Consider the following 12,930-nt stretch of genomic DNA (forward strand, 5'->3'; position numbering starts at 1 on the left):
TTCCTTATAAATCCTACAGTTGCTATAATTACATGAAAGAGTGTTTCTGCGAATGCTGAAAATTGGTCATAATACATACTAATTAAGAAATGAACGAAGGAGGTTCCATATGTCATATGTTAATGAACTCAAATCAAAGCACGGCGGTTTAACCGCACACATTGTAAAAACAGAAAAATTCAAAACCGTCTCGCTTATTTTTAAGATGCTTGCGCCGCTGACAAAGGATCAAGTCACCAAAAGAGCGCTGCTCCCGCATGTGCTTCTTCGCGGAACGAAAAGCCATCCGAAAACCGCAGAATTGCGTTCATACCTGGATGAGCTGTACGGCACGTCAGTATCCGCTGATCTTACGAAAAAAGGAGAGCGGCACGTCATTACGTTCAGGCTTGAAATCCCAAATGAAAAATATTTAAAAGACCAAACGCCGCTACTTGAGAAAGGGCTCCAGCTTCTTGCAGAAATCGTCTTTTCACCTGCTTTGGAGGGAGATGCTTTTCAGTCACAATATGTGGCTCAAGAAAAACGGACGCTTAAGCAAAGAATCCAAGCCGTCTATGATGATAAAATGCGCTTTTCAAATTTAAGGCTGATACAGGAAATGTGCAAAAATGAGCCTTACGCGCTTCATGTCAATGGTGAAATCGACGATGTCGATGACATTACGGCAGAGCAATTATACGAAACATACCAAAGCGCTATCCAAAAAGACCAGCTTGATTTATATGTAGTTGGCGACGTGGACAGTAACCAGGTACAATCGGCAATTGATAAGTATTTCAAAACAGAAGAGCGCACTCTTGGCACGATTGAAAACAATCACGCTGATGAAAAAGTTCAGCCAAAAGAAGTAATTGATGAAGAGGATGTCAAGCAAGGAAAACTGAATATCGGCTACCGCACCAGCATCACTTATACAGATCAGGATTATCCTGCTTTACAAGTGTTTAACGGATTGTTCGGCGGATTCTCTCATTCTAAACTTTTCATTAATGTTCGGGAAAAAGCCAGTCTTGCTTACTACGCGGCTTCGCGTATAGAAAGTTTTAAAGGCTTGTTAATGGTGATGTCAGGCATTGAAGTGAAAAATTATGAACAGGCGGTTTCGATTATTGCTGAGCAATTCCAGGCAATGAAAAATGGCGATTTCAGTGAGCAGGATATAGCACAGACAAAGGCTGTCATTCGAAATCAAGTGCTGGAAACGATTGATACAGCATACGGTTTATCTGAGTTTTTATATCAGCAGGCCGCTGCTCAAGTCGAGATTCCTATCGAAGACTTTCTTGCCAATATTGAGAATGTCACAAAAGAGGATATCATTAAAGCCGGCGAAAAGATTCAGCTTGATACGACTTATTTCTTAAAAGGGACGGAGGGTGCATCTTGATCAAACCAATCGAATATGAACAGCTTCAAGAGACGCTGTATCATGAAAAAATGTCCAACGGCCTTGATGTTTACGTTTTGCCGAAAAAAGGCTTCAACAAGACATATGCGGTCTTTACAACAAAGTACGGCTCGATAGATAACCGGTTTGTCCCTTTAGGTAAAAACGAGATGGTTCACGTGCCGGACGGGATTGCTCACTTTCTTGAGCACAAGCTGTTTGAGAAAGCGGACGGAGACGTTTTTCAAGATTTCAGCAAACAGGGGGCTTCTGCCAATGCGTTTACGTCATTTACAAGAACGGCTTACCTTTTCTCAAGCACATCAAATGTTGAACGCAATTTAGAGACGCTTATCGATTTCGTACAGGACCCATATTTTACTGAAAAAACGGTTGAAAAGGAAAAAGGGATTATCGGGCAGGAGATTAATATGTACGACGATAACCCTGATTGGAGGCTTTACTTCGGGGTCATTGAAAACATGTTCAAAGAGCATCCTGTCAGAATTGACATAGCGGGAACAGTGGATAGCATTTCACATATTACAAAAGACCTTCTTTATGAATGCTATGAAACGTTTTATCACCCGAGTAACATGCTCCTTTTCATTGTCGGACCTGTAGATCCTGAAGCGATTATTTCTCAGGTAAGAGAAAACCAGGGGAAAAAGCCGTATACTGATCAGCCGGAGATCAAACGGGAAGAAGTGAAAGAGCAAGAAGCGGTTTTCCGAAAAGAAAAAGAGATCAAAATGAACGTGCAGGGACCGAAATGCCTTGTTGGGCTGAAATCCAAAAATCCGTTTAAATTAGGCAAAGAGCTCTTAAAGCATGAACTTTCAATGAACTTATTGCTTGAAGCTCTTTTTGGCAAAAGCTCTGCCCAGTATGAATCACTTTATGAAAAAGGATATATTGACGAAACGTTTAGCTTTGATTTTACTGCTGAATATGGGTTTGGTTTTGCGGCGATCGGCGGAGATACGCCTGAGCCTGATCAATTGGCTGAAGACATTTCAAGCATGCTTTTGCGCGCCGGTGAACTGATTACTGCTGAAAAGATTGAACTTGCCAGAAAGAAAAAGATTGGTACATTCTTAAAAGCGCTGAATTCCCCTGAATACATCGCCAATCAATTTACCCGTTATGCGTTCTTGGATATGAGCCTGTTTGACGTTGTAACGGTACTCGAGCAGATTACCCTTGAGGATGTCCAGAACGTAATACAAGAGGAAATCGCTGCAGACAGGCTGACTGTCTGCAAGGTTGTTCCTAAATCATAAATAAAACATCCCTCCAGTGTGAGGGGTGTTTTTCTGCGGAAAGAAGGAAAGAGGATGAACAAAACAGCACTAATCACCGGAGCAAGCGGCGGCATTGGCAAAAGCATCAGCGAAACCCTTGCGGCTAAGGGATACAATCTGCTGCTGCATTACAATACAAATCAATACGCGGCAGCGGAGCTTGCTGAAAAACTAAGTCAGATGTTTGGCGTAAATGCGGAGATATTACAAGCTGATCTGTCTGCGCAAGATGGAGCAGATAAGCTGACAAGTTCAATTGTTCAGCCGATTGATGCGATTGTTTTAAACAGCGGACGAAGCCATTTTGGGCTGATTACGGATGTAGATAACGCAACGGTTCAGGAAATGGTTCAGCTTCATGTGGCAAGTCCGTATATGCTGACGAGAAACCTTCTGCCAGGCATGATTCGGAATAAATCGGGAGCGATTGTGGCTGTCAGCTCGATTTGGGGAGAGACTGGAGCATCCTGTGAAGTACTGTACAGCATGGCAAAAGGAGCTCAGCATTCATTTGTAAAAGGATTGGCTAAGGAGCTGGCACCAAGCGGAATCAGGGTAAACGCAGTAGCGCCAGGTGCAGTTGATACAAATATGATGAATCAATTTACCCCGGCTGAAAAAGAAGAGATCGCTGATGAGATTCCGATCGGCCGGCTGGCCCGGCCGCAAGAAATTGCTGATGCAACAGCTTTTCTCCTGTCTGAAAAAGCGTCATATATCACCGGCCAAATTCTGTCGGTGAATGGCGGCTGGCACTGTTGACACGAAAATATTCGGTGTATAGTTTCTTTTGTGAAGGACACAATAATCTTGTAACTTCACATGAAATGGAGGAAACAAGCATGTCAGTATTAGAAAACTGGGATAGCTGGAAAAACTTCCTTGGCGACCGTCTGAACTATGCGCAAGATAAAGGTATGAGCCAGGATACGATTACAGATCTTGCGACAGAAATCGGCAGCTACTTGGCTAATGAAGTGGAATCTAAGAACGAGCAGGAAAAAGTGCTGGCAGATCTTTGGAGTGTAGCATCAAAAGATGAACAGCACGCCATTGCCAATATGATGGTTAAGCTTGTTGAAAATAACAGCACTCACTAGGAAGAGAGGGGATTTTTCCTCTCTTTTTTATGTTTTCCTCATCACAGCAACATTCTTCTTTCTAATTAGAGAAAAATGCTTTATGATAAAGGAAGGTAAAATTTTGCCACAATGAAGGGGGTATATCATTTGGCAAAGCTCGAATGGTATTTTGAATATGAAATTCAAGTGAACCGCCCCGGACTGCTCGGGGATATTTCATCTCTTCTTGGGATGCTTTCTATCAACATCGTAACGATAAACGGCGTCGATCTTTCCAGAAGGGGAATGCTTCTCAGGTGCCGCCATATAGATCAAATTAAACGATTAGAATCAATCTTAAAAACGATGGAAACAATTAAAGTAACGAAGCTTAGAGAACCGAGGCTTCGCGACCGACTTGCCGTACGCCACGGCCGTTATATTCAACGGGATGCCGATGACAAGAAAACGTTCCGCTTTGAACGGGACGAGCTTGGCTTATTAGTCGATTTTATGGCCGAATTGTTCAAAAAAGAAGGCCATAAATTAATCGGAATCAGAGGTATGCCGCGTGTCGGGAAAACGGAATCGATTGTAGCCTCTAGTGTGTGTGCAAGCAAAAGGTGGCTGTTTGTGTCATCAACCTTGCTGAAGCAGACGATAAGAAGCCAGCTGATTGCCGATGAATACAGCACTGAAAATGTCTTTATCGTTGACGGAATTGTGTCAACACGAAGAGGATCGGAACGCCATCTCCAGCTGGTCCGAGAAATCATGCGGCTGCCTGCAACAAAAGTGGTGGAGCATCCGGACATATTCGTTCAAAATACAGAGTATACACTAGATGACTTTGATTATATTATTGAACTGAGAAATGACCCTGATGAGGTTATTACATATGAACATGCCGAGGAACCCCAAATGTTTGATCAATCCGGGTTTTCAAGCTTTGATTTTTAAAATTGGAAGGTGTTTGTTGTGACTGAACTAGGAATCCGGCTCAAAGAAGCCAGAGAGGAAAAAGCAATGTCATTGGATGATCTCCAAGCGGCAACAAAGATTCAAAAAAGGTATTTAACCGCCTTGGAGGAAGGAAACTATGACATTATTCCGGGGAAGTTTTATGTTCGGGCATTCATCAAGCAATATGCAGAAGCCGTTGGGCTTGATGCGGATCAGCTGTTTGAGGAGCATAAAAAAGATATCCCTAATACGTATCATGACGATGTGTCTGAAAAGATCTCCGGCATGAATCTTCAAAAGGAAATGCCAAAGCCAGCATCTAAGGCGCTGGAGCTGCTGCCAACGATACTTGTTATTCTCGGCGTGATTGTCGTGATTGCCATTGTGTACGCGATCATTCAGTTTGCCAATCACAAAAACAGTGATGATCACAATGCGGCATCAGAAAAAGCAATTACGCAAAGTGAGAGCAAGTACGAAATCCCTAAAGATTCAACGCTGAAAGAGAATCAAAATAACAGCTCTGAAAAAGAGACAGACACTAAAAAAGAAACGAAAGAAAACGAAGATAAGAAAAAAGAAAATGACAGTGATAAGCTGGAGATTAAAGCTGCTGGCACTGAAGGATCGTTAACGACTTATGAAGTGTCCGGCGCTGATAAAATCGAGCTGGAACTGAAGGCATCAGACAGCTCCTGGATTCGAGTGCGCGATGAAAACAGCAGCTCTTTAAAAGAAGGAACGCTGAAAAAAGACGAGACCTATAAAAAAGACATAACTGATCAGAAACAAGTTGATATCCGCACCGGATATGCACCTAATCTGAAAATAAAAATCAACGGTAAGGTTCTTTCATATGAACTTGATCCGAAAAAAGTGATGGCACAAACTATAAAGATTGTAAATAAAAAGGAAGAAAAGTCATCTTAATTACCAGATGACTTTTCTTCACGTCCGAGTATGAAATTGGAGGGGCTTTATGTTTAACTTACCAAATAAAATCACACTAGCTAGAATCGCATTAATCCCAATCTTCATGATTATCATGCTGGCGCCGTTTGACTGGGGCAGGCTCGAAGTTGGAGACGAATCGATCCCGGTCGCACATTTGGCGGGGGCCATTCTATTTATTATTGCATCTACAACAGACTGGGTGGACGGGTATTATGCCCGAAAATTGAATCTCGTAACAAACTTCGGGAAATTTCTTGATCCGCTTGCGGACAAACTGCTGGTATCCGCAGCGTTAATTATCCTTGTTCAATTTGATCTCGCTCCAGCTTGGATGGTCATTGTGATTATCAGCAGGGAGTTTGCCGTGACAGGTTTAAGGCTTGTCTTAGCCGGAACAGGAGAAGTCGTAGCTGCTAACATGCTTGGTAAAATCAAAACCTGGGCACAGATTATTGCGGTATCCGCATTGCTTCTTCATAATCTTCCATTTGAACTTGTGTCATTCCCGTTTGCAGACTTGGCACTGTGGGTAGCCGTCTTCTTTACTGTCGTCTCAGGATGGGAATATTTCTCTAAAAACTGGGAAGCGTTAAAAACATCTAACTAAGAAAGAAGGACTTCGTCATGGAATTTCCAAAAAAAGCAGAAATAATTGCAGTCGGTTCAGAGCTGCTGCTTGGCCAAATCGCCAATACAAATGCTCAATTTATCAGCAAACAGCTCGCTGAAATCGGGGTCAACGTATTTTATCATACAGCGGTCGGAGATAACCCGGAGCGGCTGAAGCAGGTCATCCGCATTGCTGAAGAACGCTCTGACTTCATTATTTTTTCAGGAGGGCTTGGACCCACAAAAGATGATCTGACGAAAGAAACGATTGCAAATACGCTGGGACGTCCGCTTGTGTTAAATGATGAGGCATTCCAATCCATTGAGGACTATTTCAAACGAACAAAACGCACGATGTCACCTAATAACCGAAAACAGGCGCTTGTGATCGAAGGTTCTGACGTGCTGGCGAATCACTTTGGAATGGCCCCGGGAATGCTCACAGAGCATGAATCGCGCTATTATATGCTTCTTCCTGGACCGCCGAGCGAATTGCGTCCAATGTTTGAAAACGAGGCAAAGCCTCTTCTGCTGAAAAAGATGGGTTCAAATGAAAAAATTGTGTCAACCGTTCTTCGCTTTTTCGGTATCGGTGAATCTCAGCTTGAAGCCGATTTGGAAGATATTATTGATGCGCAAACCAATCCGACAATTGCGCCTTTGGCGGCTGATGGAGAGGTGACGCTGCGTCTGACAGCCAAACACGCCGATGAAAAGGAAACAGAGCGTCTGTTAAAAGAAACAGAGGCCGTTATCTTAGAGCGTGTCGGTGAATTTTTCTATGGTTACGATGATACTTCTCTTGTAAAAGAGCTATCTATAGCGTGCAAGGAAAAAGGCATTACAATTTCTGCGGCAGAAAGTTTTACCGGAGGGCTGTTTTCTGAATGGCTGACGGATCATAGCGGTGCCTCAAAATTATTTGCCGGGGGCGTTGTTTGCTATACAAACGACGTGAAGCAGAATGTGCTTGGTGTCAAGAAGGAAACATTAGATCGTTTTGGGGCGGTCAGCAAGGAGTGCGCATCCGAACTGGCTAAGGGTGTTCAAAAACTCACTGGCAGCGATATCGGCATTAGCTTTACTGGTGTAGCAGGACCTGATGCTCAAGAAGGGCATGAGCCTGGGCATGTGTTTATCGGCATTTCCGCAAATGGTAAAGAAGAGGTTCACGAGTTTCACTTTGCGGGCTCCAGAACGGGGATCAGAAAACGCGGCGCTAAATACGGCTGCCATTTAATCTTAAAGCTTTTAGAGCAAAAATAATATTTTCAGCACATTATCCTCCTAAGAAAACATGATTTCTCTGATACATTATGATATTTTGATAGGAATCACGCCAAGAAAAAATCCGAATATGCGTTCGCTTTTTTCTTGGCAAATCCCTTCAAACAGGGTATAGTATATGTAGTGGTAACATAAAGGAGGAAAAAATAGAATGAGTGATCGTCAGGCAGCCTTAGATATGGCTCTTAAACAAATAGAAAAACAGTTCGGCAAAGGTTCCATTATGAAACTGGGAGAAAAGACAGATACAAGAATTTCTACTGTACCAAGCGGCTCCCTCGCTCTTGATACAGCACTGGGAATTGGCGGATATCCTCGCGGACGGATTATTGAAGTATACGGTCCTGAAAGCTCAGGTAAAACAACTGTGGCGCTTCATGCGATTGCTGAAGTTCAGCAGCAGGGCGGACAAGCCGCGTTTATCGATGCGGAGCATGCGTTAGATCCGGTATACGCGCAAAAGCTCGGTGTTAACATCGAGGAGCTTTTACTGTCTCAGCCTGACACAGGCGAGCAGGCGCTTGAAATTGCGGAAGCATTGGTTCGAAGCGGGGCAGTTGACATTGTCGTTGTCGACTCTGTAGCCGCTCTCGTTCCGAAAGCGGAAATTGAAGGCGACATGGGAGATTCTCATGTCGGTTTACAAGCACGCTTAATGTCTCAAGCGCTTCGTAAGCTTTCAGGGGCCATTAACAAATCGAAGACAATCGCGATTTTCATTAACCAAATTCGTGAAAAAGTCGGCGTTATGTTCGGGAACCCGGAAACAACTCCTGGCGGCCGTGCGTTGAAATTCTACTCTTCCGTGCGTCTTGAAGTGCGCCGTGCTGAACAGCTGAAACAAGGCAACGACGTAATGGGGAACAAAACGAAAATCAAAGTCGTGAAAAACAAGGTGGCTCCGCCGTTCCGTACAGCCGAGGTTGACATTATGTACGGAGAAGGCATTTCAAAAGAAGGCGAAATCATTGATCTAGGAACTGAACTTGATATCGTGCAAAAAAGCGGTTCATGGTACTCTTATGAAGAAGAGCGTCTTGGCCAAGGCCGTGAAAATGCAAAACAATTCCTGAAAGAAAATAAAGATATCATGCTGATGATCCAGGAGCAAATTCGCGAACATTACGGCTTGGATAATAACGGAGTAGTGCAGCAGCAAGCTGAAGAGACACAAGAAGAACTCGAATTTGAAGAATAAAAATAAAATAAGTTTCAAATGATACAAAAGGCTGAGTGAAAAACTCAGCTTTTTTGTATTTTGCAAAAAAATGATAAAAATATTGCTTTTTTTGACAACTTTTTTATGGCTTTATTCGTCTAACAAAACGTGTGCAAAATGGAATTTATTTTGGGAGGAAAAAATGAATGACAAGCCCAACCCGCAGAAGAACTGCGAAACGCAGACGGAGAAAACTAAATAAAAGAGGAAAACTGTTGCTTGGTCTTTTAGCAGTGATGGTTTGCATTACGATTTGGAATGCTCTTCATCGAAATAGTGAAGAAAACGAACCATCTCAAGAAACTGCAGCGGTTTCAAATACCGATCAGAAAAAAGAGGTCAAAAAGAAAACTGCCAAAAAATCAGAGGAACAAATCAAAACAGTGGATCGAAACCAAAAAATCAGCAATTATTTAGAAGAGATCGGTTTCAGCGGAACAGCCATGATTGTCAGAAATGGAGAAATTGTAACAAATAAAGGTTTTGGCTATGCTGACCGTAAACACTACATTCAAAATAATCCATTGACATCTTTTTATGTCGGTTCATCACAAAAAGCGCTGATTGCAACTGCTATTTTGCAGCTTGAGGAAAAGGGGAAACTTCAGACAAGTGATCCGGTAAGTACGTATTTACCTCATTTTCCTAACGGACAAACGATTACTTTGAAGAATCTGCTTACACATACATCGGGGATAAACGGACATATTGAAGGAAACGGCGCCATTACGCCGGACGATTTAATAAAAGACATAGAACTGCAGGGAATCAAACGTCAGCCGGGCGTATGGGACTACAAGGATTCCAACTATTCTGTTCTCGCTTATATTATTGCTGAAGTAAGCGGTGAGCCCTATGAACAGTACATAAAGAATCATATTTTTAAACCTGCGGGAATGACGCATGCAGGCTTTTACAAAACATATGAAAAAGAACCTTATCCTGCTGTCGGGTATAAGATGGAGGGCAGCAAAACAGTTACACCGTATATACCTGATCTATCCCAGCTGTATGGAGCCGGTGATATTTATATGAGCGCTATAGATATGTACAAATTTGACCAAGCGCTGATAGACGGAAAACTGTATTCGCAAAATAGCTATGAAAAGATGTTTACGCCAGGGAGCAGCTCTACATACGGCATGGGATTTTATGTTGCTCCCGGAAGCTATTCAAACCATGGTGTGATGCCGGGCTTCAATATCTTGAACAGCTTTAGCAAATCGGGGCAAACCATTGTTATTTTGTTCTCAAACATTCAAAATAATGCTAAATTGGGCCAAGTGAACAATAAAATATACCAGCTTCTAAATCAAGAATGATTGGTGATCTTCTTTGGATGAATTACATTCGGCACGTGAAAAGACGACTGGCCTGCAAACGTTAAGATGGCAAGCTTGACAAGTATTTCCGACACATTTACAATGAAGTTGTAACATTTGTTTTTTTAACATGATTGTTAAACCATTTAAACTTGACAAGGGCGATGAACACACTCATTCCCTGTGAAGGTTCTGTATGTTGAGAAAACTAGACAATGTACATGCCGACACTTTTTAAGCAACAACCAAGTTCATAGCAAGAGGAGGTGAAAGTATGACCCCAATTATGATGGTTCTCATCTCCATTTTGCTGATTCTACTCGGTTTAGTTGTTGGCTACTTTGTTCGTAAAACCATTGCCGAAGCGAAAATTGCGGGCGCACGCGGTGCAGCCGAGCAAATTCTTGAAGATGCAAAGCGTGATGCTGAAGCACTGAAAAAAGAAGCTCTGCTTGAAGCAAAGGATGAAATCCACAAACTTCGAATAGATGCTGAACAGGAAGTTCGTGAAAGACGAAATGAGCTTCAAAAACAAGAAAACCGTTTACTCCAAAAGGAGGAAAACCTTGATCGCAAACATGAGGGAATTGATAAACGGGAAGCGATGTTGGAGAAGAAAGATCATTCTCTGAATGAACGACAACAACATATTGAAGAGATGGAAAGCAAAGTGGATGAGATGATTCGTATGCAGCAGTCAGAGTTGGAACGAATTTCGAGTCTGACTCGTGATGAAGCAAAACAAATCATTCTTGAGCGGGTTGAAAACGAGCTTTCACATGACATCGCCATCATGACAAAAGAAACTGAAAACCGTGCGAAAGAAGAGGCGGATAAGAAAGCGAAAAACATTCTTTCACTCGCCTTACAGCGCTGCGCAGCGGACCACGTTGCCGAAACAACGGTATCAGTTGTCAATCTTCCAAATGATGAGATGAAAGGACGTATCATCGGACGGGAAGGGCGTAACATTCGTACGCTTGAAACGCTGACAGGAATTGACCTGATTATTGATGATACGCCTGAAGCTGTCATTCTTTCCGGATTTGATCCGATCAGACGTGAGACAGCCAGAATTGCTCTTGATAAACTCGTTCAGGATGGCCGTATTCATCCGGCACGGATTGAAGAAATGGTTGAAAAATCTCGCCGCGAGGTCGATGACTATATTCGTGAGATGGGTGAGCAAACGACATTTGAGGTTGGCGTTCACGGCCTCCACCCAGATCTCATCAAGATCCTCGGCCGCTTAAAGTTCCGTACAAGCTACGGTCAAAATGTGCTTAAGCATTCCATGGAAGTCGCATTCTTGGCCGGTCTAATGGCATCGGAGCTTGGTGAAGACGCAAAGCTTGCTAAACGTGCGGGTCTTCTTCACGACATCGGGAAAGCAATTGACCATGAAGTAGAAGGAAGCCACGTTGAAATCGGGGTAGAGCTTGCGACCAAATATAAAGAGCACCCAGTCGTGATTAACAGTATTGCATCACACCACGGGGATGAGGAGCCGACTTCCATTATCGCTGTGCTGGTAGCTGCAGCAGATGCGCTTTCCGCTGCAAGACCTGGCGCAAGAAGTGAGACGCTCGAGAATTATATTCGAAGACTTGAAAAACTCGAAGAAATTTCTGAGTCCTACGAAGGTGTTGAAAAATCATTTGCCATTCAGGCTGGACGCGAAGTGCGTATTATGGTGAAGCCGGATTCAATTAATGATCTTGAGGCTCATCGACTGGCGCGAGATATCCGCAAGCGAATTGAGGACGAGCTCGATTATCCAGGTCATATTAAGGTGACAGTAATCAGAGAGACTCGAGCCGTAGAGTATGCAAAATAAAGTGATGCGCTAAGCATCACTTTATTTTTTTGACGGCAAGGAATTTTCAAGAAGAAAGGATTTACAAAATGAGAATTTTATTTATCGGAGATGTTGTCGGTTCACCGGGCCGTGACATGGTCAAAGAATATGTACCAAAGCTAAAAACAAAATATAAGCCTCACTTTACCATTATTAATGGTGAAAACGCCGCACATGGAAAAGGCCTGACGGAAAAAATTTATCACAGCTTAATCCAGTCCGGCGCAGATGCAATCACAATGGGGAACCACACATGGGACAAAAAAGAAATATTTGATTTTATAGATGACGTTCCGAACTTGGTTCGCCCGGCAAACTTTCCTGAAGGAACACCGGGGAAAGGGATCACATATGTGAAAGCAAACGGCAAAGAACTAGCAGTCATTAATTTGCAGGGACGTACGTTTTTGCCGCCGCTTGATGACCCGTTTTTAAAAGCGGATGAATTGATCGCAGAAGCTGCGAAAAGAACACCGTACATTTTTATCGACTTTCATGCCGAAGCGACAAGTGAAAAGCTCGCACTTGGCTGGTACACGGATGGGAGGGCGTCGGCTGTAGTAGGAACTCATACACACGTGCAAACAGCGGATAACCGCATTTTGCCGAAGGGAACGGCATATATTACTGATGTGGGAATGACTGGCCCATATGACGGTATACTGGGGATGGACAGAGAGACGATTATTAAGCGATTCAAAACGAACCTTCCAGTCCGGTTTACTGTCGCTGAAGGAAAAACAACGCTCAGCGGAGTTGTCATTGACATTGACGATCAAACGAAAAAAGCCGTGAAAATTGAGCGTATTTTAATCAACGATGATCACATGTTCTTTGAATAGTTGAACATATGGTTATTTTATAAAAATATTAAAAAGAAAAGCAGGAATATAGCAACTCCTTAGTGAATATAGTAAAAATGGAAGGTAGCCCGCTATTTTTGAAAAGCATTGTGGGGATGGC

General features: G+C 43.0%; 12 protein-coding genes. All 12 read left to right on the forward strand.

Translation table 11 applies throughout. The features are described from left to right. The first annotated feature begins 109 nt into the window (after positions 1 to 109). The 12 genes from yfmF to ymdB all read left to right on the forward strand — a co-directional run bounded on the left by yfmF (position 110) and on the right by ymdB (position 12,809). On the forward strand, positions 110 to 1,390 hold the full coding sequence (gene yfmF / locus FB592_RS09740; protein WP_021479277.1) for an EF-P 5-aminopentanol modification-associated protein YfmF: 1,281 nt from the start codon (positions 110 to 112) through the stop codon (positions 1,388 to 1,390). Beyond that, the gene (gene yfmH / locus FB592_RS09745) at positions 1,387 to 2,673 is read left to right on the forward strand and encodes an EF-P 5-aminopentanol modification-associated protein YfmH (RefSeq protein ID WP_141949464.1); all 1,287 of its coding nucleotides are present in this window, start codon (positions 1,387 to 1,389) and stop codon (positions 2,671 to 2,673) included. The genes yfmF and yfmH overlap by 4 nt, the downstream gene beginning before the upstream one ends. A 54-nt stretch (positions 2,674 to 2,727) precedes the next feature. Then, positions 2,728 to 3,456: an elongation factor P 5-aminopentanone reductase gene (gene ymfI / locus FB592_RS09750; protein ID WP_015483236.1), complete on the forward strand. Its 729-nt coding sequence runs from the start codon at positions 2,728 to 2,730 to the stop codon at positions 3,454 to 3,456. 80 nt (positions 3,457 to 3,536) lie between these two features. Then, positions 3,537 to 3,794: a DUF3243 domain-containing protein gene (locus tag FB592_RS09755; protein ID WP_003245199.1), complete on the forward strand. Its 258-nt coding sequence runs from the start codon at positions 3,537 to 3,539 to the stop codon at positions 3,792 to 3,794. 129 nt (positions 3,795 to 3,923) lie between these two features. Then, positions 3,924 to 4,715: a DUF3388 domain-containing protein gene (locus tag FB592_RS09760; RefSeq protein ID WP_003220998.1), complete on the forward strand. Its 792-nt coding sequence runs from the start codon at positions 3,924 to 3,926 to the stop codon at positions 4,713 to 4,715. Between the two features lie 18 nt (positions 4,716 to 4,733). Further along, on the forward strand, positions 4,734 to 5,648 hold the full coding sequence (gene rodZ / locus FB592_RS09765; RefSeq protein WP_021479276.1) for a cell shape determination protein RodZ: 915 nt from the start codon (positions 4,734 to 4,736) through the stop codon (positions 5,646 to 5,648). Positions 5,649 to 5,697: 49 nt separating this feature from the next. After that, positions 5,698 to 6,279 (forward strand): CDP-diacylglycerol--glycerol-3-phosphate 3-phosphatidyltransferase, encoded by a 582-nt coding sequence (gene pgsA / locus FB592_RS09770; RefSeq protein WP_003244753.1) that lies wholly within the window; start codon positions 5,698 to 5,700, stop codon positions 6,277 to 6,279. 17 nt (positions 6,280 to 6,296) lie between these two features. Then, on the forward strand, positions 6,297 to 7,547 hold the full coding sequence (locus FB592_RS09775) for a competence/damage-inducible protein A (protein ID WP_003231847.1): 1,251 nt from the start codon (positions 6,297 to 6,299) through the stop codon (positions 7,545 to 7,547). 172 nt (positions 7,548 to 7,719) lie between these two features. Then, the gene (gene recA / locus FB592_RS09780) at positions 7,720 to 8,766 is read left to right on the forward strand and encodes a recombinase RecA (protein WP_003245789.1); all 1,047 of its coding nucleotides are present in this window, start codon (positions 7,720 to 7,722) and stop codon (positions 8,764 to 8,766) included. A 167-nt stretch (positions 8,767 to 8,933) separates the two neighbouring features. Beyond that, positions 8,934 to 10,109, forward strand: a complete 1,176-nt coding sequence (locus FB592_RS09785) for a serine hydrolase domain-containing protein (RefSeq protein ID WP_015715899.1) — start codon at positions 8,934 to 8,936, stop codon at positions 10,107 to 10,109. Between the two features lie 274 nt (positions 10,110 to 10,383). Beyond that, on the forward strand, positions 10,384 to 11,946 hold the full coding sequence (gene rny / locus FB592_RS09790) for a ribonuclease Y (RefSeq protein WP_003221010.1): 1,563 nt from the start codon (positions 10,384 to 10,386) through the stop codon (positions 11,944 to 11,946). Between the two features lie 68 nt (positions 11,947 to 12,014). After that, complete coding sequence (gene ymdB / locus FB592_RS09795) at positions 12,015 to 12,809, forward strand: 2',3'-cyclic-nucleotide 2'-phosphodiesterase (protein ID WP_003245138.1); 795 nt, start codon at positions 12,015 to 12,017, stop codon at positions 12,807 to 12,809. Positions 12,810 to 12,930 lie beyond the last annotated feature (121 nt).

Source organism: Bacillus sp. SJZ110, assembly GCF_006715455.1.
Lineage (GTDB): Bacteria > Bacillota > Bacilli > Bacillales > Bacillaceae > Bacillus > Bacillus subtilis.

Coding starts and splice junctions, on each gene's coding strand:
- FB592_RS09785 (WP_015715899.1), top strand. CDS start 8,934: ATGACAAGCCCAACCCGCAGAAGAACTGCGAAACGCAGACGGAGAAAA.
- FB592_RS09775 (WP_003231847.1), top strand. CDS start 6,297: ATGGAATTTCCAAAAAAAGCAGAAATAATTGCAGTCGGTTCAGAGCTG.
- ymdB (WP_003245138.1), top strand. CDS start 12,015: ATGAGAATTTTATTTATCGGAGATGTTGTCGGTTCACCGGGCCGTGAC.
- rny (WP_003221010.1), top strand. CDS start 10,384: ATGACCCCAATTATGATGGTTCTCATCTCCATTTTGCTGATTCTACTC.
- FB592_RS09755 (WP_003245199.1), top strand. CDS start 3,537: ATGTCAGTATTAGAAAACTGGGATAGCTGGAAAAACTTCCTTGGCGAC.
- pgsA (WP_003244753.1), top strand. CDS start 5,698: ATGTTTAACTTACCAAATAAAATCACACTAGCTAGAATCGCATTAATC.
- yfmF (WP_021479277.1), top strand. CDS start 110: ATGTCATATGTTAATGAACTCAAATCAAAGCACGGCGGTTTAACCGCA.
- ymfI (WP_015483236.1), top strand. CDS start 2,728: ATGAACAAAACAGCACTAATCACCGGAGCAAGCGGCGGCATTGGCAAA.
- recA (WP_003245789.1), top strand. CDS start 7,720: ATGAGTGATCGTCAGGCAGCCTTAGATATGGCTCTTAAACAAATAGAA.